17 protein-coding genes, 3 tRNA genes and 1 other RNA gene are annotated in these 20,400 nt (G+C 45.2%); 6 read left to right on the forward strand and 15 right to left on the reverse strand.

The features are described 5' to 3' along the window. The 3 genes from H8S64_RS13595 to H8S64_RS13605 all read right to left on the reverse strand — a co-directional run. The coding region (locus H8S64_RS13595) for a DUF3873 domain-containing protein (protein WP_186976666.1) at positions 1-190 on the reverse strand (190 nt) is incomplete at its 3' end. A gap of 24 nt (positions 191-214) precedes the next feature. Continuing rightward, on the reverse strand, positions 215-427 hold the full coding sequence (locus tag H8S64_RS13600) for a hypothetical protein (protein WP_016276718.1): 213 nt from the start codon (positions 425-427) through the stop codon (positions 215-217). 52 nt (positions 428-479) lie between these two features. Next, a complete protein-coding gene (locus H8S64_RS13605) occupies positions 480-1,013 on the reverse strand; it encodes an antirestriction protein ArdA (protein ID WP_016276719.1) in 534 nt (177 codons plus the stop codon). A 286-nt stretch (positions 1,014-1,299) separates the two neighbouring features. Here H8S64_RS13605 and H8S64_RS13610 point away from each other — a divergent pair, with 286 nt between their 5' ends. Next, positions 1,300-1,677, forward strand: a complete 378-nt coding sequence (locus H8S64_RS13610) for a hypothetical protein (protein ID WP_186977163.1) — start codon at positions 1,300-1,302, stop codon at positions 1,675-1,677. 8 nt (positions 1,678-1,685) lie between these two features. On the opposite strand, the gene H8S64_RS13615 is transcribed toward H8S64_RS13610, so the two are convergent. Both H8S64_RS13615 and H8S64_RS13620 read right to left on the reverse strand, forming a co-directional pair. Next, positions 1,686-2,915 (reverse strand): site-specific integrase, encoded by a 1,230-nt coding sequence (locus tag H8S64_RS13615; RefSeq protein ID WP_186976668.1) that lies wholly within the window; start codon positions 2,913-2,915, stop codon positions 1,686-1,688. A 273-nt stretch (positions 2,916-3,188) separates the two neighbouring features. Next, positions 3,189-3,276: transfer RNA gene (locus tag H8S64_RS13620), tRNA-Ser, on the reverse strand. Positions 3,277-3,640: 364 nt separating this feature from the next. On the opposite strand from H8S64_RS13620, the gene H8S64_RS13625 reads away from it, so the two are divergent. After that, positions 3,641-4,177 carry a DUF5063 domain-containing protein gene (locus H8S64_RS13625; protein WP_099290502.1) on the forward strand — a complete coding sequence of 179 codons (537 nt, stop codon included), beginning with the start codon at positions 3,641-3,643 and terminating at the stop codon, positions 4,175-4,177. 17 nt (positions 4,178-4,194) lie between these two features. Further along, the gene (locus H8S64_RS13630) at positions 4,195-4,794 is read left to right on the forward strand and encodes a 3'-5' exonuclease (protein WP_186976670.1); all 600 of its coding nucleotides are present in this window, start codon (positions 4,195-4,197) and stop codon (positions 4,792-4,794) included. Here the strand turns inward: H8S64_RS13630 and H8S64_RS13635 are convergent. Together H8S64_RS13635 and H8S64_RS13640 are read right to left on the reverse strand one after the other, a co-directional pair. Then, positions 4,791-5,921, reverse strand: a complete 1,131-nt coding sequence (locus H8S64_RS13635; protein ID WP_186976672.1) for a hybrid sensor histidine kinase/response regulator — start codon at positions 5,919-5,921, stop codon at positions 4,791-4,793. The two genes, H8S64_RS13630 and H8S64_RS13635, sit on opposite strands and share 4 nt — an antisense overlap. After that, positions 5,905-6,993: a PAS domain-containing protein gene (locus tag H8S64_RS13640; RefSeq protein WP_186976674.1), complete on the reverse strand. Its 1,089-nt coding sequence runs from the start codon at positions 6,991-6,993 to the stop codon at positions 5,905-5,907. Before H8S64_RS13640 ends, H8S64_RS13635 begins: the two co-directional genes overlap by 17 nt. Positions 6,994-7,221: 228 nt before the next feature. Here H8S64_RS13640 and ffs point away from each other — a divergent pair. The 3 genes from ffs (at position 7,222) to H8S64_RS13655 (ending at position 7,499) form a co-directional block, all read left to right on the forward strand. After that, an RNA gene (gene ffs, locus H8S64_RS13645) (signal recognition particle sRNA small type) lies at positions 7,222-7,321 on the forward strand. Between the two features lie 8 nt (positions 7,322-7,329). Then, positions 7,330-7,403, forward strand: a tRNA-Thr gene (locus H8S64_RS13650). A 24-nt stretch (positions 7,404-7,427) separates the two neighbouring features. Continuing rightward, positions 7,428-7,499 (forward strand) — tRNA-Thr (locus H8S64_RS13655). Positions 7,500-7,934: 435 nt separating this feature from the next. Here H8S64_RS13655 and H8S64_RS13660 read toward each other — a convergent pair. The 8 genes from H8S64_RS13660 to H8S64_RS13695 form a co-directional block, all read right to left on the reverse strand. Beyond that, a complete protein-coding gene (locus tag H8S64_RS13660; RefSeq protein WP_186976676.1) occupies positions 7,935-9,206 on the reverse strand; it encodes a thioredoxin domain-containing protein in 1,272 nt (423 codons plus the stop codon). Between the two features lie 5 nt (positions 9,207-9,211). Further along, a complete protein-coding gene (locus H8S64_RS13665) occupies positions 9,212-10,381 on the reverse strand; it encodes an aspartyl protease family protein (RefSeq protein ID WP_186976678.1) in 1,170 nt (389 codons plus the stop codon). 3 nt (positions 10,382-10,384) lie between these two features. Further along, entirely contained in the window at positions 10,385-11,524 is a 1,140-nt protein-coding gene (locus tag H8S64_RS13670) for a retropepsin-like aspartic protease (RefSeq protein WP_186976680.1), read from the reverse strand. Between the two features lie 14 nt (positions 11,525-11,538). Then, a complete protein-coding gene (locus H8S64_RS13675) occupies positions 11,539-13,239 on the reverse strand; it encodes a S8 family serine peptidase (RefSeq protein WP_186976682.1) in 1,701 nt (566 codons plus the stop codon). A 78-nt stretch (positions 13,240-13,317) separates the two neighbouring features. Beyond that, entirely contained in the window at positions 13,318-14,316 is a 999-nt protein-coding gene (locus tag H8S64_RS13680; RefSeq protein ID WP_186976684.1) for a TlpA family protein disulfide reductase, read from the reverse strand. A 56-nt stretch (positions 14,317-14,372) separates the two neighbouring features. Then, positions 14,373-15,281, reverse strand: coding sequence for a hypothetical protein (locus H8S64_RS13685; protein WP_186976686.1), 909 nt, complete (start codon positions 15,279-15,281; stop codon positions 14,373-14,375). Positions 15,282-15,307: 26 nt separating this feature from the next. Next, on the reverse strand, positions 15,308-16,792 hold the full coding sequence (locus tag H8S64_RS13690; protein ID WP_186976688.1) for a RagB/SusD family nutrient uptake outer membrane protein: 1,485 nt from the start codon (positions 16,790-16,792) through the stop codon (positions 15,308-15,310). A gap of 16 nt (positions 16,793-16,808) precedes the next feature. Then, the gene (locus H8S64_RS13695) at positions 16,809-20,384 is read right to left on the reverse strand and encodes a SusC/RagA family TonB-linked outer membrane protein (RefSeq protein ID WP_186976690.1); all 3,576 of its coding nucleotides are present in this window, start codon (positions 20,382-20,384) and stop codon (positions 16,809-16,811) included. Positions 20,385-20,400: the final 16 nt, after the last annotated feature.

Genomic DNA, 20,400 nt, shown 5'->3' on the forward strand with positions numbered 1-20,400 from the left:
CCCATTCGTCACGCCTGCGGCGGCACTCGTCCAGCGTTTTGGCTACCGTGCTGAAAAGTTCGCCGTCCGTGTGGCGGTAGTCATATTGATAATAAATTTGTCCCCTGAAAGCCCCTAAACAGCATTTCACGAACTTTTCTTCTCCCGGTGTTTGGGTTATGCTTACCCCGTTTTTGTTAAGTGACTGCATGATGTTCTATTTTTTTAATGGTCGTTATAATATCAGTAAAGAAAGCAACAGCAGGAAAAGCAGAGCCATGCCCAGCGCATAAAGGGCTGAAAGGCAGACACGGAGCAGGAAACAGGCGGCACGAAATACGATATATGCCGTTATCGCCGTGCCTGCTCCGGCTACGCTGGTGAACCGCCATGCAAGGCAGAGCAGGAACGCCCGCCAAAGGATTTTATAAATGCTTTTCCGTTTCATCGCTTGGTTGTTTTTAGCGGGCAGGGCTTTGACACCCCGCCCGGATTGGTTGTTATGCCGCCCGGAACACAAAGCCGTCATCAAACCAGTAATCGCACATGAACAGGTCACGGGCAAACTTTTCATAATCGAAATAGGTCTTTGCGAACTCCGGCAGGTCGTAACATTCTTCTATAATTTCATAGGCGAAATCTTCTTCATCGTCATATTCCCCCTGATACTCGTCCCGGAAATCACGTACAAGGTCGTCCGCATCTTCCTCGCTCAAATCATGGCTTTTGTAGTTGCACCACACGAAAAAGGCTTCCTGCTCGGTGTCGCTCAAATCCTCCACCGCATCACGCAGGGTGAAGAAGTTTTCAGAAATCCAGCTTTCGCCGATTAAGCCCTCCGGCACGTTCTCCCAGTCCTGAAACATGTATTCCGCATCTTCCTCGTCCTTGTGCAGTTCCCGGCAGGCTTCGTAAAATTCCTCCTTGTCCGAGTAGTCCGAAAGGTCGAGCCATGCCCCAAACAAAGAACCGTTGTTGTACTTGGCATAAGTGCCTACATAAACGCTTGCTGCTGATAATTTCGTTGCTTCCATATTGCTGTAATTTTTAAGTTTTTAATTTTATGCGGATTTGAGAGGTGAGGGAGTTGAAGTTTCACTGAACTTTTTTCCTGTTTCCCGTAAATCCGACTTTTTTTTTATGCGTCTTCCGGTCGGGTCGGTCGTTTTCGTTTCACATAGGCTGGTTTGTGAAGGGGTCTTGCTATGCAAATTTTTCCGACAAAAATTTTTTCCGACCAACGGGAAGCTGGAACAATTTTTTTCGATGAAACCCAATTTGCAGAGCCAAAAGCCCCCGTAGCTACCTTTGCCTATTGAAATGATAAAAACGACTGTCCCGGCTGGGGGACTGCATAATGAGGAAGATTTACAGATAGGGAAACAGGGGAAAAGTGCCTGTTCCCTTTCGTCTTTTAGGGAACACTCCATGCGGGCGGGAAAGGCAAGGGTATGGCAAGTTTATCTTGCGGTACGCTTGTGCGGGTTTCCAACGGCTCTTTTCACGGAATACAGTCAGCCATGCCACGCACGGCTGGCGTTTCGGGGAATGTGCCAGTTGGAAAAGGATATAAAAAATGCGGGTAGTCGGTGGACTACCCGCAAGGTGGAAGAATGTACTTTGTTGGGATATAGCTTGTTAGGTGGAATTTCGTTACCGAAATCGTTACCTGTTTTGTTACCAACGGTATATAGGTAACTGAAAATTCACATGGCGACTTCCTTGTAAATCTTCTCGATGCCGACAAACTTCTTGTCAAGCCCCTGCATATCACTGCCTATCTTGCTGTTGGTGATGCGGGCGTAAATTTGGGTCGTTTCGATATTGGTGTGTCCCAGCATCTTGGACACCGTTTCAATGGGTACGCCCTTTGACAGCGTGGTAGTCGTTGCGAAAGTGTGCCTCGCAAGGTGAAATGTCAAGTTCTTTTTAATACCGCATACATCGGCAATCTCTTTCAGGTACGCATTTAGTTTCTGATTGCTGATTACGGGAAGTATCTTGCCGTTCGGTAACTTGCCCTTGTACTTCTTCAAAATCATCTTGGGAATATCCAGCAGGGGAACATTAACGTCCGTATTCGTCTTTTGCCGCTTTGTCATTATCCAAAGGTTGCCGTCAAAGGATTTGCATATATTATCTTGCGTAAGCCCGGCTACATCTATATAGGCAAGCCCGGTGAAGCAGGCAAAGACGAACAAGTCCCTGACGTGTTCCAGCCGCTCGGAAACCATTTTCTTTTTAAGGATGATTTTTATTTCGTCCTCTGTCAGATAACCCCTGTCCACTTTCTCCAGCCGGATTTTGTAGCTGGCGAACGGGTCACCCACCAGTATGCCGTTGTTGCGGGCAATGATGATGATGCGCTTGAAGAACTGCATGAACTTGGCGGTGGTGTTGTAGCCACACTTGCAGGCGGTACGCAAATACAACTCAAAATCGGTAATGAACATCGGGGTAATCTCCTTTATGGATATGTCCGATACGTTGTACTTGCTGCGGATGAACTCGGCGAGGTGGCGGCGGGTCACTTCATACTTGCGGTAGGTCGCTATCGTCTTGGATATGCCCACAAGCTGCTTCACATCGTCATTGTGCTTTTGGAACAGGGTAAGGATTGTTTCGTGGCTCTCGCTATGACCTAAAAACTCGTTTTTCACTTTCTCGGCGGTCACGTAGTTGTCACGCCGCTGCATTTCGTGGTAAATGGTGTTCAGGGAAGAACGTATGTCGTCCAAAAGGGCGTTTATCCTCCCGGCATCCCTGCCTTTGGCTTTGCCCGCAGCCGTGTTCCAGTTGTCGGGCTGGATGCTCTGTTTCGTACTGAACTGGCAAAGTTTGCCGTCTATGGTGATGCGTGCCATAATCATAACCTCGCCGTTTTTCTTTTCAGAACCTTTCTTCAAATAAAAAAGAACCTTGAATGTCGATTTCATAACTCACTTTTTTTAGTTGCAAAATTAATTTTCACCTCTCGTTTTCGAGTTATGCAGACTATGGACTAATCAAGTCATTATCAGGTCATTTGTGGACAAATCGTTACCGTTTTTGTCCGGCAGGGAATAGGTAACGATTTAGTAACGAAACTTTGTCTTTTACCGTACTTTTGAAGTCTTGGAAGCAGGACTTTTGGGCAATAAAAAAAGCCACAAATCATTGATTTGTAGCTTTTTGTCCGTTTGCTGACCATTTCTGTCCAGCACGTTCAGCGGAGAGAGGGGGATTCGAACCCCCGAAACCCTTTAGAGGTTTACACGCTTTCCAGGCGTGCCAGTTCAGCCACTCCTGCACCTTTCCGGATGCGGGGACAAATATAGAAATTATTTTTGTATCATCACGTATATTCTTATCTATTTTTAACTGGAAATCTAAAACGATTTTTCTCACGGGGCGTATCAATAGTACAATTTCACCGGAGGGAACGTGAGATGAAACGGTGAAACTAAGGAGATTGCTAGCATTAGGAGAGAGGGAATTCCCGGTGTCACAACTAGGAAAAAGTGAATGTAGATTGTTGCTAGTCTCGGTGCGGTTACTTCGCTAATGGACGTAACCGCACTTTCTTTACATGGAAAATTTACCATAATTACCAAAAACTTGTCTGCTTTTTACGTATAGTCTAAGATATTTGGTAATTTCGCGGTAGAAAATAAAAAACGTTATGGACGATTTACAACACGTGGGATACAGCAAGGAGGTCATTGAATTTGTGGCCGTGGCAAAGGAATTTTGCGGGTATTTAGAATCCGCGCAAGAGGAAGAAAGAAATGATTTTCTCTCCAAAGTGCAGAAATTTATCCCGTTAATCTATTTGAAGGGGAGTTTGTTGCCGGATTGCGAGAGTGACGAAATGGGTATGCTGGACGAAGCGGTGACGGAAGAGGATTATAATATGCTGCTCGCGTCCCTGCACGGGATACTCGGGGAACATGACGAGTATCTTGAAGTTTTTGACGATAATATGCAATACAGCGAAACTCCCGTCGTGAACTCGATATCGGAGAAGCTCTGTGATATATACCAAGATCTAAAGAATTTTATTTCCTCTTATCGCAGCGGCATGGTCGACGTGATAGCGGAAGCCCTGTGGCAGTTAAATAACAGTTTTGAATTATACTGGGGTAAATCTTGTGCCAGCGTGTTAAGAGCGATTCATCTGGCGATTTTCAAAGTGACCGACACGAGCGAACCCCAATAAAATCCAAGATACTAAACATGGAATACCAGACAAAGATAAGTGAGGAGGAGATAGAGGAGTTACCGCTCTTCACGTTTGACGGAGAAATCGTCGTGATAGATCACGAGAATAAGGTTCAAACGGCCGTGGAAGATTTGCTCTCGTATCCCTACATCGGTTTCGACACGGAGACGAAACCGGCATTCAAAAAAGGAGTGACGCACCAAGTCGGCTTGCTCCAGTTGGCAACAGATAAGCGGGTGTATCTATTCCGCTTGAACAAGTGCGGATTCCCGAAAGAATTGCAGGCACTTCTGGCAAACGAGGAGGTCACGAAAGTAGGCGTGGGCATACGGGACGACATCCGGGGGTTGAGAAAGTTGGGGAACTTTACTCCTGCCAGTTTTCTGGACTTACAGATTTTCGCCAAAGCGTTCAAGATCGAGGAAATGTCTTTCTCGAAACTCATGTCTATCATATTTCATGTAAAGATTTCAAAACGACAACGCACGTCCAACTGGGAAGCCCCGAAACTTACACCCGCCCAAGTTCATTACGCCGCGACAGACGCGTGGGGTGCGCTCAAAATGTATAAAGCGTTGAAATCCGGGAAGAGCCAACTTCAACAAGTGTCCTAACTCGGGACTTTACCGGACACGGGAATGGAAAAATAAAATGTTGTTCCTTTCCCCTCCTTCGAGTTAAACCATATCTTCCCGTGGTTCATTTTCACGAAATCCTTGCAAAGTTGCAGTCCTAACCCGCTACCCTTCTCTTTTTGAGTCCCGTAAGAAATGAAATGCAAGCCGTCCGCGAACAGATCCCGTTGATGCTCTTCACTTATTCCTTGCCCTTTATCTCGCACGGACACGATCAGATACCCGTCCTTTTCCTCCCCGTCAATGTTTATTTCCCCGCCCGTGTAACTGAATTTTATCGCGTTTGACAGTAAATTGCGCAACACGGTTTTCATCATGTTCAGATCGGCATGAACCGGAAAAGCTTTATCCAAGTGATTGTACACTTTGATCCCTTTGGCCTCGGCGATATTTTCCTGCAATATCACGACATCTTTGGCTGCCTCGGAAAAAGAGAACGTCTGCAAAACAGGTTTCAATACCCCGTTCCGGCTATTGCTCCACAGCAACAGGTTTTCCAGCAACAAATACGCCTCGTCCGTTGTTTCCTGCAACATCTTGATCAGATGCTTGATATTGGAATCCGGAATTTTCTCTTTCTGGTGATCTATCGCCTCGAGAATCATTTTCAACGTCCCGATCGGGGCGCGCAAATCATGCGCAATAACCGAATACAATTTCTCTTTGGAACGTACCGCATTTTGAATTTTCTCGTTCTGACAGGCAATAATTCGCTGAGATTCCAGTAAAAGCAACTGATTGTTTATACGCAGCATCAACTCTTTTTTACTCAGCGGACGGGAAATAAATTCCACTTCCTCGTAATCCGCCACTTTTCGAAAATCCTCGTGCCGGTTGGGAAGCGTCATATAAAGTATCGGGATATGCTTGGTTAAAGTACTCTCTTTCAATTGACGCACGACAACAATACCTTTGCCGTCTTCCAACCCGAGGCGGACAATGATCAAGTCCGGCATCCTCAATTTAGCGAGTAAAAATACCTCGTCCGCCTCCAGAGTGGTTATCAACTTGAAATTCTCCCCGGCAAGCAGACTCTTCATTTTCTCCAGATTCGAGATGGAATCATCCGCCAAAAGTATCGTGTATTCGCTATGATCTATATGCATGCGCCGCAAATTTATAACCAATTTTTGACAAAAGTTCCTTGTAGAGCTGATTAAATACCTCCGCCTTACCCGTCAACTCATCCTTTTCATCCGCGTTGCACGTAATCCCCTCATGGATAGATTTCCACATGGGAAACATGGATTCGGAAAAAGTTTGCAACTCCGTCTTCAATAAATTCAACTCGTTCTCCGCCTCCCTGTATTTGGTCACGTTATGCCCGATCAAATGAATCTCGATATGCTCCCGCCCCAATCGCACGGGATAAGCGTACCACTCGATAAACACAACCTCGTCACGTCGCACCAATTGGGCATGGAAGGTCAACAAGGTATCGGTATGTTTTGTCACCGCCTCCAACTGCTTGGAAGAGATATCCATTTCCGTCATCAAATCCCCTATCCTGCACCCGATAACATCATCCGGGCTGTCACCGAATAACGAGTAAAAGGTCTTGTTGGAAAAACTGATATGCAGATGCCTGTTAAGCCTCAAAATGTAGTCCACCCGATTCTCGATAAAATCCTGATAAAGAGCGTGATGTTTCACCAGCTTGCGCAATATCAACTCTTTCTCCAACGCGCCCGACAGTACAGATGCCACCTGAATCAAAAAATCAATCTCCTCCTTTGTCCACGGCTCCTCGTCATGACATCGGCTCAAGCATAAAAACGAGAAAAGATGACTCGATATATATAACGGTAAAAATATCGCGCACCGTACCTGCATGGCATGCATGATATTCTTTAACCCCTCGTTTGTCACCTCGTTTACATCCCGTATATATATATAATTATCCCTTTCCAACTCCCGCTCGAGTTTCCGGTCATAGTAGAAACTTCTCTTTTCGTCCGTTTCCGGGAACACGGATTCACCGTTTTTCGTCCACTCCTCCGATATCGTGAAAGTCATATCATGGTTAATACTCACGATATACACCTGATCGGCTCTCTCGTATTCACCCAATCTCCTTAAAGCTTGTTTCACGTTTTTGTTCAATCCCACGTTAGTGGATAATAATACATTCAAATCCGAGAGAAACTCCGCCCCTGTCATGTTATTTTCTGTTTGCATACGTTCGTTTGGATCGTTTAGTCCTTAATAAATGCTTTCAATTGTCACTATTTATACCCGAATTTCACACTTTAGGTTACATAAATCCCTATTTTTATATAACAACAATAAAATACATCTCCAAATAATCAACTATTAGCCAATATATTAAATTCTCCTCTATATTTTCCTGTACAAAAAAGGTTGAAAACATTTGGTAGCTGAGAAGATTTTTGTACTTTTGTGCCTGGGTAAGTCCTATGCGACCAGCTCCTGTCGAACTCCCCCAGGGTCGGAAGGCAGCAAGGGTAGATGGTTGTAGCGGTGCGACATAGTCAGCTTACCCTTTTTGGAAACGCCTCTTTAGCTCAGCTGGCCAGAGCACGTGATTTGTAATCTCGGGGTCGTTGGTTCGAATCCGACAAGAGGCTCAAGAAAGTAAAGTTCTTTCAGTTGCTGTTGTAGCTCAGGGGTAGAGCACTTCCTTGGTAAGGAAGAGGTCTCGGGTTCAAATCCCGATAACAGCTCAGGGATAGCAGTCAATTTCTTGGCTGCTTTTTTTGTTTTATAGAACTATTATTCAAATAAAGCGCCTTTGATACGGGAGTGATTCGAAGGTAATACGTGTTTGACTCGGGACTTCAACGGGTTCTCTTCAAATTCTGTCCGAATTCTGATAAAAAGAAGAATCCCAAACATAAAGGTCATCTCTCTCTTAAAGTAAGCACCTTCACCCAGTGTTCTATCGTTATTGCTCCGTTGTAGATATACCCCGAAGCGTTTCTACACTGTATCTATAACAAACGTGCGACCACATTACTCCTCAAGTATTGCCCGTTCGAATACTTAAAACAGGGGGAAACGGGACTCAATTAAAAAAGGAGCTATGCCTATTACAGACATAACCCCCAATCCATGCAAACTTTGCATGCGTAAGTCTGGTGTGAACAATTAGACATCACCTACTTCAATAACTGTTCTTGAATAATCTTCTCGTATTTTTCCGGTAAAGCACCCGTTTCTATAATCGGTTTACCCCCGACAGGGATAAAAAACAAAGTCGGCAGTGCCACTATATTAAACATACTGCACAATTCCTTCTCTTGATCGGCGTTCACTTTCAAGAATATAACTTTATCCTTATATTTCTCCGCCATCTTTTCCAATTCGGGAATCAATCGCATACAAGGCCCGCACCACGTCGCCCAGAAATCAATCACGACAGGCTTGTCGCCCTTGAACACGAACTCTTTCCCTACACGGTAATCATACACGTGTTCGAGAAAATAATCACGGGTGATCGGGTTCAGTTTGCCCGCTTCTACCGTTACTTCCGCCCCGGATTGTACCTCATCCTTCACTTCCGCCAAATCAAAAGATTGGAAATACACCTTCTGTTTTTGAAAATCAATAGAAATAATCCCCTCTTTTAATATTCCGGTTCCCAACACGGAACGGGGCAAATCCTTATTTTCCGTCACGAGTACGTCCGAAAAATCATTCTTCACGAAAGTACACTTCTTTGCCAACTTCGTGTCATTCGTGGTCACGGCTTCTGCGTAACTGTTGAACAATTCGGCGGAACTTCCGGTCGTACCGTTTATTTTGGTATAATCGGCAGGAGTCAACGTGAACATTCCATTGTTCCAAGTATCAAATACTAACGACAAAGCAGTACTGTCAAGGGTTACGGGGAATATAGCCACACTTCCCGGCAGCGTGTGCATATCCGCCCGATGATCCAATTTCATGTACGAGGGACGGTAAGGTACGGAGGTCGTGATCTTCTTCCGCTTGCTGTCGATTGTCAGCACGACATTTTGGAACAACGCACCCCCGATTATTCCCGCCACTCCAAGTTTCCGCAAATAAGGTTGCTCTTCCAACACGAAAGCCGATACATTGTTCCCGAACACGTTGTTCCCGAAAGCCATCGTGCCGATGGAAACGCTTCCGGCAGTGGGGACTTTTTTGTACAAAAATGTATCGTAACGGAAATCACCTTTCGAGGCGGTATCTATATGGAATTTTTCGGCATATTCCGGTAAGATGGCATTATGACCGGACAAGTCCAGCACGAAATCCGCCCGCTCACCGTTGACGACCATTTCGATAATGATTTTACCGTCCGTTTCCCGATAATCCCTTACCTCAGTTGCGGTATTTTTGGATTGGGCAAACGTCAATAACGGGAGTAACACGATTGCCAACGACATAAATATTTTACTTTTCATAGGTCTTAGAATTTTCTAATTTCAACTTTCTTTTCTTTACCGTCCTTCAAGATTACGATTTCGGTGCTGTCCCCTTCAATAGCATCGAGCAAAGCATCTATCTCAAACTGACTTTGTTTCAACCCGGACAAATCTTTCCCGTCTACCCGAATAACATGATCTCCCAACGCAACCTGTTCCCGCACGCTGTTCCATACCGTCGTAATCTCGAAATGGCCTCCCACGGGCAATATCCCCACGTTCCAAGTTTTTAACCTGCCGGACAAATCTTCGATCGTATCTTCATAAGGGAAAAAGTAAAAACGGTCACGGGCATAATCTATCACCACTTTGCCATATTGCAACATCTCCACTCCCAACAAAGACATTCCCATTTTGATCGTGACGCTCTCCATGTTCGTGAATTTCTTTCCCGTAAAGTTGACCTCGTTGATTCTGACCTTACTCATTTCCGCGGTATTCTTCAAGTCAAAGCCGCCTATACCGACGTTTTTTATCCCGTTAGCCGTTCCCAACAAACAGTTGCCCGCATTGTCTTTTAACCCGGTGTAATCATCGGCGGAAAGCGATAACAATCCGCTGGCACCGGTATCGAATAACACACGGCGGGTGATTCCCCCGAAATCAACATCCACGATCGAGTGATTGGCACCACCCGGGTAAAACGGCACACCGTCCGTAATCTTCAACCCCGCGGGACGGTATGGGTAGTTGATGATCATTATCTTGTTCCGGGCATCAAAGGTGACAACCGCTTGCGCGAAAGCGTCGCTCCCGAGTATGCCAGCAACCCCGAGTTCACGAAAGAAACCGTTCGGCGGGAAAATGATACTCTTCATCTGAGCCAATTTATAATTCGGGCTTAACTGCACGTCCTTTAAAACGGCTTCCTCGTAAGAAAGGCTCATCCCGTTCACGTCTGAAACCCCGCGGACACCCATCCCTTGCATCGCTTTCATTTCCGCAGCGTACTCTCTCACCGTGCCTGTCTGCCCGCCCGTGTCCACGATATATTTCACGGTCACCCCGTTTACCGTCACGGGAATAATGATTTTCTCGCGGATGAACTCGTAATGAATCGTGTCACATACCCGTTTCGTATTTTGCTGCGCGTTCCCATTTAAATATAAACACGCGATGCTGAGAAACACAAGTAATATTTTAATATTCCGCATACGCTATTCCTTTTGATAAACGATTATTCTCTCCCCTTGTCGGGTCTGTATCGCCAGCTTGGTTTTCTTTTTCGTTTTTAACTCGGGAATCCCGTTAATAATACTCTCGCAGAAATCGTATTTCCCCACGGGCTTCCCGTTGATCTTCGTGACTTTGTCACCGACCTCGACCACGCCTTTCATATCGCCCCACACGACAGACACGATCAACTCGCCCTCTTTTACCCGCAACGCCACGTTATAATGTTTGCTCTCCAGATCGTTTTCCGGCTCATAAGCTTCAAAATAAAAGCGGGCACGCGGATAATCGAGCGTGACGTTACCGTAATCCAACAATTTAATACCTAACAAAGTAAAGGGCGGCGTAGATGTTTCGGCACTCACGTTTCTAAATTTCGTACCTCCCACGGACAACAGAGGAAAACATACACGACGGGATACATTAGCGGCAGCCATTCCAGCAACCCCGATGGAACCTTCCCCGTATCCTTCCGCCAGAATATCAAACGCAGCAGCGGATTGCAATGCCTCGAAATCCGTGTCTTTCAACGAAAAAAAGCCGGGACATCCGGTATCAAACAAACAGACGATGTTATTTCCCGCACCTGCCTGCAACGCTATAACCGGTATACCCGACCGCGTGAAAGGAATCATTTTCCGCAATGATATCGCAGAAGCCCGCTCGGCAGAAGTGAGCGTGACCGTTTTCGCCTTCCCGTCAATCTCGACAATCATACGCCCGAGCAAATCGCTACCGATTAACCCGTCGGCACGGAAACACTCGAAGGGCGAGGGTTCCGGCAATTTCATCGCCGGCACGTTTCTGAAATTGATTTTCTCGTCGGAAGTGAGCAAACTTTCAATTGCCACAATCGGATAGGCTGCCACGTTACTGTTCACGTCCGTTACCTGTAAAGAATCTACCACGACCAATCCCAATTCCTCGCATATCTCTCCGGTCAAAGCCGTACGCCCGCCCGTATCAAAAATAAAAGAGCGAGGCGTTCCGTTCATTACCATATCCACGATCATTTTACCCCCGATTACCCGGTAGGGCAGCACAGCCTTATATTGCTGTGCCGCCACCGGATATATGATCATAAAAAACAGCCATGAAAAGATTATCTTATTTCTTATCCTCATATTGAAATCATAAATTATTTACTCCATTTATCGGCAGCCACAAGGGCACGGTAAGCGTTCAGTACTCCGCCCGACAAGCACAAATCATCGAAAAGGAATAAATCCTGTGCCTGTTTCCCACCGACTTGAATCCCTTTCTCTACCTCTGCCCCCTTTCTGGATGTTACGTTTTGTAACAATATATCACGTACTTGAGAGCCCGACAATTCCGGGTAATAAGCCTTAATCAAAGCTGCCACCCCCGCCACGGACGCTGACGCCAGACCGCCACCGCTTCCCGTTTGGTATGTATCACCTGTATAGGTAGAGTATATATCGATACCCGGAGCAAATAAATCCAGTTCCTTTGCCCCGTAGTTCGCGTTCAACGACGGGTTCCCCTCCTTGTCCGAGGAGCTGACGATCATGAGGTTTGTCAATTCCTTGTCGCCGGTCATCCGACGGTTCGGGTAAAACGTCTGTTTTGCCAGATCCTGAGATAATTCCCACGCGGGTACAATCACCAATACTCCTTTGCTTTCAGCATAGCGCAAAGCCTTGCTCATCCACGCCTTCTGCCCGTCGGGATACAACGTGTTCTGTTGAGGTAACACGATCACGTCAGCACCGTGATCCACCGCGTAACGGATGGCTAACACCATATCTTTGATGTACGGCTCTCCGCCCGAAGCAGATACGCGCAATGTCATGATTTCCGCCTCATCCATGATACCGTCACCGCCTAAGCCGTTACCTCTTTTTCCTCCGATAATACCCGCCTGCATCGTCCCAGCACCCGCATCGGATGTCAGCAACACGCTGTTGCCGTATTTGTTATCGTTTATATCCAAATAATCGTCACCGACAACATCCTTACGACCATCATAACCGTAATCTTTCAACGCTTCCTCGTAGGATTCTTTACTTCGGGCAACACTGGTTTCCACGAATGTTTTGTACACGAGATCAATGTCATCGGTTTTATATAGCTGGAATGCCGTGGCAATAAGCGTGAATGTAACATCTCTTAACGTATCTTGTGGTGCATTCGGGTCATAACAAGTCTGAAATTCCTGTAACGAGATCTTCCGTCCGGGAAATTTCGCATTCAATTCCTCTTTAAACTTTTGCCCGTATTCCTCTATAACATAAGCCATATTCCACCCGCCATAGATTCGGGCAAGTTGGGATTCGGGCATAACCACATTCTTATAATAAGAATACTCGGACAAGTTCTCCGGCGCCGGAACTTTAACTCTTTTCCCGTCCATTATCTTGAAAAATTCCCCGTTGCTCGTGATATAATCCCCGTATTTATCTTTCAGACGCAGAAATTCCCGATCACCCTCCCGCATCAGTATTTCCATGACTTGCCCGTCCTGACCGCCCAAGAAGTTCCAACCGTTAATATCATCCGCCAAACCATTCTTGTCGTTATCCTTACCGTCCGCCTTTTCTTTCGGGTTTACCCAGATAGCCTGCCGCAAATCCTCGTGCTCCACATCTAACCCGCTTCCGATCAACGCAACTATCGGTCTTTTCTTTATTTTCTTTCCTTTCAGAAATTCATAAGCTTTATTTATCTCTGCCCCGTACACCCCGTCTTCCTCGAAAGAACAATTGTACCAATCCAGATCCGCTTGTTTCTTCGGGGACTGGCTTTCCTGTTTTATCAGTTGTGCACTCGCAACACAAGCATACAACCCGATCGCAAGTAATAAAAAATACTTTTTCATCATCTACAGAATTTATCATGTTATACAATACGAAAAAAATATAAAGTTACTCGTGCGGCTGGAATCAAAAATCTAAAATCATTCCCATCTGGCTTTTAAAATTGCCTCTCTTACTTGCTCTCCCCGTAAGCCGCGCTTAAGGATTTTACCCTCTTTGTCTACCAGAAGGATAAAAGGTATACCATAGAAGCCATAGGCTTTTTGAAGCTCGTTCGGGGCATCGCCAATCGTGAACCCCTCTTTATTCCAAAGCATTACCCAAGGCAAATTCTCCATTTCCAACATCTTCCGCCAATCCTTTTCCCGTTTATCGAGCGAGATACTGATAAATACCAGATCCTCCCCTTTCAAATCGTTATAGATCGGCAAAAGGCTTTTCATCTCATGCCTACAAGAACCGCACCATGAAGCCCAGAAATCAATTAACACCAGTTTCCCCCGAAAGTCACTTAAACGAACCATATTACCTTCCGGATCTACATAATTAAAATCGAAGGCTTGTGCCCCTACCGCAAATCGAGCCAGACTATCCACCCGTTTCGTCAACCATTGCACGGTCAAAGCATCCCGATCTTCCCCCGTGATTTGTTCCAGCAACATTTGGTTCGGTTCATACGCCTCTATTTCGGACAGATATGCCAACGCACTGTACATCGTTCCCCGTAAACGCCCTTTTACTTCCGGATTGATCGTTTTCTTTTTTTGGCTTTTCTCCGCAGGCATCCATTTCAACAATTCCAAGAAATCGTCAATCCCGGAAAAACTCAAAGAACTGTTCTCCGGTTTCATCTCATCGTAATATCCTTTAATCGAAACTTCGGTATTCGTTAGGTATACCGCCTGTCGCGTAGTCCCGATCCATAGGATATACAAATCCGGTTTTATATCCATGACGTCAGTCGCAAATACCCCATCTCGAGGGACTTGAACCGCTAACAAGGATTCTCCGTTTATCGTTTCTACCCGAATCTCCGTGGGATTCAACATACGCAATTTACCCGATAGTCTGAATCCCGTTTGTGCAAAAACAGATATCGTACTTCCCCAAAAAAGAAGCATTATTCCCAATCTCAACATATGTCAGTTTTATTATTTATGGGCTGTCCGATACTCGGGACAGCCCATAATTATAATCAATTGATAGCAGCGTCGCCTATCTTCTGCAAATCAATTCCATATTCCTTGAAATGATTTATAATCGCCGTGTATTTTTTTCTAATTAATCCATACTTGTCTTTACGGTCATTCAGTATACCATGGAAGGATTCATCCGAAGCCTCTACTTCACGAGTCAAATCATCATACGACGTGAAGAGTATCGCTTCCAGATAATGCCGCCAATCCGTGTTCGTTTTATCATTATTATCATACATGACAAAACCACGTTCGTAATAGTTACCATAAGTCATATCCGTATCGTAATTGCTATAACTGTAAAATTCCGTCGATGCCGGTATCTTATCGTTACTCTTCAATCTCAACAAGAAGGTCAAATTTATATCCAACTTCATTTCAGCCTTCTCCCCGGATGACAAAGACAGTATTCGCTCCGACCCCCAGTTAAATGCCAAAAGATCAAAGCTACTGTATATATTTAGTTTCCGACGTTCCCCGTAACCATCAATTTGCTCTAATTCTTTGCATAACAACATCTTTAAAGGCAAACACCGTTGTAAAGTGGAATCCGGATAGAAAGACAGAAATAATTCCTCTATCAAATCCAATTGTTGTCCCACGTACTTCTCGTCTGCTTGTTCTCCATAATAACCTGTTATCCAAGAATAACCATTCTCATCGGTATCCTCTTTCGCCTCATTCCACTTCGTCGGGGACCAATACAAATCTCTCGGACTCCATTTGTACAAAGCGAAAATGTTGTAACGATTCTTCCAGTCAACAATTTTATCATCATAATCATGTTCACCCTGCGGTACAAAATAACCGTACACATCCCCTTCGGAAGGGCTCAACTTATGCTCGTCATTACAAGCGAACATACTTATTGTAAAACTTAAAAGTAAATATCCTATTATTTTATTCATAACACGCTCTGTTTAAAATTCGACAACTAACGAGGATTCTGTTGTAAATAGGGATTACGGTCGCTTGCCTCCTTCGGGATAGGCAATACATACCACGGGGAATTAGCTTCCAACACGAAAACCCGAGCATCATTCTCCGACTCGACGAAGAATTTATGTTCGATACGAGGCATTCCCATCCGGCGTAAATCAAACCAACGATGGTCTTCGAAATCCAACTCCCTACGCCTCTCATCTTGATAGAATTTATACAGGTTCTCCGGCGTCGATACATCCAGCTCCGCCCGGTCTTCAATATTGACATATACCGCTTCCAAAATGTTATAGCGACTCGCTCGCAAAGTATTCAAATCGGCTAAAGCTGCCGTGCGGTAACTGTTATCACGCGTTTCCATGTACTTCTGTATATTTGCTTCCGCCCGGTTCAAATACACTTCGCCCGTGCGAATCCCTTTTGACCCCTTGTCCGTACCCGTTCCCTTGTAACCGAAACAATAATAAGTCTGATAGGTCGTGTAGTCTATTCCCCTCTCGTGCTCGGAAATTAATCTCAAGTCATCCTCCTCGAACAAAGCCACCAACTCATCCGACATGGTAAAAGCGGGACGATAACCAAAACCTCCATAAGTGAAGAAAGTAAGGACTGCCTGTTGGCTCTCGTAAATCCATAATACCTCTGTGCTAACATCCAAATCGAAGAGTCGCGTGAAAGTATAATAATCCCAATCCGCTCCTTGCGCCAATGATGTCAACACAGGCTTTTCGTTCAATACTTCCGTCGCGTACGCCGCTGCTTCATCCCATTTTCCCATGTATAAATACACGCGGGACAAAAGCGCTTTCGCCATCAAGGGCGAAGCCTTGTATAAAGTCACGTTCTGCCGGTTTTCATCCATCAATTTAATGCCTGTCAACAAATCACCCTCGATTTGCTCGTACACCTCGAACACGGAAGAACGGGTAAAATAACGGTCATCAACCTCCATCGTCAGCTTCAAGGGAACTCCCGGATTTACTTTAGGATCACCCACCGTGTAAGGCAATCCATAGAGATTCACGAGAAAAAAATAACTCCACGCCCTCATCACCAACGCCTGTCCCCGCACATTCTCTTTCATTGCCTGCTCCCCTTTCACACGATCCAGATATTCCAACACGGTATTACAACCCATAATTCTCGTGTAGAACTTCGCCCACGAGTTCATCCCGTTCAGATTAACCAGATCTTCATACATTTTCTCGTCCCATGAAAATATCAAACGACCATTCTCCAGTATACTTCTATATTGATCCTGATTCTGCATCCCGTTACATTTGGCATTATCAGTCAATAGTTCCAGATAAGGACATTCAAAAGAATTCATCGGATAAACCTCACCAGTCATCAATTGAATCAAATCGTCCACCGTCGTCGGGCGAATCTCGTCCTGACTTGTCTCTTCCAAGAAATCGCTACAACCGCTTAAACCAAACACGAGTAGCACACCCCATATAATTATTTTATACTTCATACTCTCTTTTCATTTATTAAAAACTCATTCTTACACTAAACGTATAGTTCTGGCTTATAGGCTGTGAACCTGTGGCTACTTCCGGGTCTTTTCCCTTGAAATCCTTGCTCACGATAATGAACGGATTGGAAACGGAAAAAGACAAACCTACATTCTGGGCAAACTTCGAAACCAGCGATGAGGGGAGATTGTAATCCAACGAAATATTATTACATCTCAGGAAAGAAGCCTTGGCAACCCGGATATCCGAGAAATTGTACATCCGGTAAAGCAAATCCGAACCGGAAGGCAATTCTATCGTGGCTCTTCTATACTCCGGCAACGAAGGGATATTGGTCGTCTTCTCGTCACCCGGCTTTCTCCATCTCTTCACGAGGTCTTTCGGCAGATTATTATATTCATTCGGCGTCGTGTTGGTCATATCCGAATCGAACATCGGTGCCAAAAACTTTTTCCCACCCAACTGTACGTTAAACGATGCCGACAAGGTCAACGTTTTGTAACGGAAAGAAGTCGACAATCCCGCCGATAAATCCGGATCCAGTTTACCCATATATTTCATATATTGCGTCGCATCCGTTTCTGCCAGAATATTGTTTTCCATTCCACTCAGATTAAATTCGGGATTCCCGTTCTCTGCCGAAAGTCCGGCAAATTCAAAAGCCCAAAAACCGGATACCGGATACCCTTTCTTGTGTAATGACCCGGACTTTGCCACCTGCCAGCTTTCGTTTGCTGCCAACTCGCTCGTCAACTTATTGTAGTTCTTCGACGTGTTGAAACTCACTGACCACACGAAATCCTTCGTCCGCACGGGCGCAAAACTCAAACTAAGTTCCCAACCGGAATTTTTCATTGTTCCCCCGTTCATCGGCATATTGGCAACTCCATTTTCCAACGGCACCTCTTTCATCACGATAATATCTTCTCCTCTCTTCCAGTAATACTCGAAAGAACCGGAAATCTTATTCTTCCAGAACACGAAATCTACCCCCAAATCCGTCGTCTTATTCTTTTCCCATTTCAATTTCGGATTCGGTAAACTCTTGATTTTCATCAGGTATTCACCCGTGGCATTACTGATTCCACCGGAACCGTCCGGTATATAAGCTATCAAATCCGGTCCTGCACCTTCACTCACGTTTCCTTGGAACCCGTAGGAAGCACGGATACTGAATTCGTTGAGTGTATCTTGTCCTTCAAGGAAATGCTCGCGTCCCATGTTCCATCTCAAACCGACAGACCATACCGGTTGATAACGGGCACTTTTATCCTGCCCGAAACGATTGGAGGCATCCGTACGGATACTGGCATTCAACACGTACCGTTCGTCATACGTGTACGTGAAAGCACTATAAAAAGAAAGCGTGTTCACCTTGCTATCCGAGATTTTCGTGGACATTTGGTTATAAAGCGTATTCTCTCGCAGATCTCCCATAGTATTCTGTATCGTCAGAGGAGGATTTACCACAATCTTACCGCGTCCCGGTATATAACCATAAAGTGTTTGCGACACTCCGTCGTACTTCGTGCTCGTCACCTCTTGCCCCGCCATGGCGGTAATCAAATGAGTACCGAAGTTCTTCACGTATGAAAATTGATTTCTCCACGTGTAGTTTGATCTTCTATTCTCGTTAATAGACAATTCGCCGCCATGAGGCAAACTTGACATCTTGTATTCCAAATCCGAAGACAGGTATTGACCGAACTCGTATCCGCGAATGTTAGCGATATAATTCGAGTATTCGGTAGCGTACGCTTCCCCGTAAGAAGACGAATAACCGTACCCGAAAGTGGACTCGAATTTCAATCCTTTCAAGATTTCTAAAGTCACTTGCAAATTCGCATTAATAGAATTTGTCGTATTTTCATTTCCGGTATTTTCCAACTCGTTCAGCACATTGTATTTGCGACCGTTACGAGCCGTATAGTAAAAATATTCACCCTGATCATCATAAGCCTCAATCACCCGGCTGGTGGTTGACGCGTAAGTGTAAGGCGCTACTTTATTGAAACCGCTTGTTTTAGATACATTTCCCGCCAGTCCGGCATTTATTTGAAGTTTATCCCACAACAACGTGTTCAAACTCACGTTTCCCGAATAACTCTCCGAATCATTTCCCTTGGCGGTTCCGTTATTCTTCGTGATACCGAAAGATGCATAATATGAAGTCTTTTCACTTCCTCCCGAAATACTCAGGTTATGCTTATGGCTAAACGGGTTCTCGAATAAAAGATCGAACCAATCCGTATTCGTAACCTCCAATTTTTTCACCCCCTCGTTAAACTGGGCATAAGTGATTTTTTCCTGCAAATAAAGTTGCATAAGCCCCTCGAATCCCACGGAAGTCAATGCCTGACTTCCCACCAAACCTCTCTCGAAAATCTCTTTCGACACATCCATACGCTCCTTGGAATTCATCAGATTCATCTTATCATAGGTCACTTTGGAGCCGACCGAAAAGTTGCCGCTATAATTAAGCGACAATCTTCCTTGCTGCCCTCTCTTCGTCGTGATCACAATTACACCGTTCGCCGCCTTCACACCGTAAATAGCTGTCGCTGAAGCATCTTTCAACACGGTTATATCCTGAATATCGGACGGGTTCAACCAAGCAATGGCACTACCCACGAAATTACGGATCACATCAATATTATCCTGATTGTTTCCGAACAAAGTAAACTCCTCTGTCTTAAACGGAAGCGGGTCTTGCTGAATAATTCCGTCAACCACCCAAACCGGCTCTTGGCTACCCAAAAGAGTAGAAGTACCGCGGACACGCACTTTCTGGCGGGTTCCCACCAAACCGTCTTGATTGGTGATGACCAAACCCGGTAGCTTCCCCTGTAATGCCTGTTCCAATGACTGCGTTCCGTTCAATACCAATTCATCCGCGCTAATCGTGCTCACGGAGCCTGCCATATTGGATTTCTTGACAGTTTGGTAACCGGTTACAACCACTTCATCCATCTCACGGGCGTCCTCTTCCAACACCACGTTCAACTCTTTCTGCCCGTGCCATACCACTTGTTTCATTTTCATTCCCACGAACGAGAATAGCAATGTGACACTATCTCGCTTTGTGGTCGTGAAAGTAAATTCACCCTTCACGTTAGAAGCCACCCCAACACTCGTTCCCTTTTCGATAATTGTCACGCCGGGTAAGGGCTCTCCGTTTTTATCTTTCACGCTACCCTTAATGACTAACATTTTATCTTCCGGCTCCTCGTCCTTCGCCCGAATCACGATCAGACGTCCGTTAATCTCGTAAGTCAATTTCGTTTTAGCCAGACAGATATCCAACACTTCTCTCAAATCTGCTTGCTTCACGTTAATATCAATAGCTGAAATACGCTCCACATCCTCGATAGAGTACAGAAAAGTAAATTCCCCCTTCTGTTCTATCATCTTGAATACACTCTCCAACTTTCCCCCCGTCACGGAAATATCATATTTCGCTGTCTGGGAATACGCTCCTGCCATACTTTGCAGAACGCTCATCAAAAGTAATAACACTGTCACTCTCATTTTCAAAAAAGTAATTTGCATTTTTCTCCTGCCGAGAAAACTCGATTCTCGCTTTTTTTTCATAGTTTTGTACTAATTA

This window comes from Butyricimonas hominis, assembly GCF_014287455.1.
Taxonomy (GTDB): Bacteria; Bacteroidota; Bacteroidia; order Bacteroidales; family Marinifilaceae; genus Butyricimonas; species Butyricimonas muris.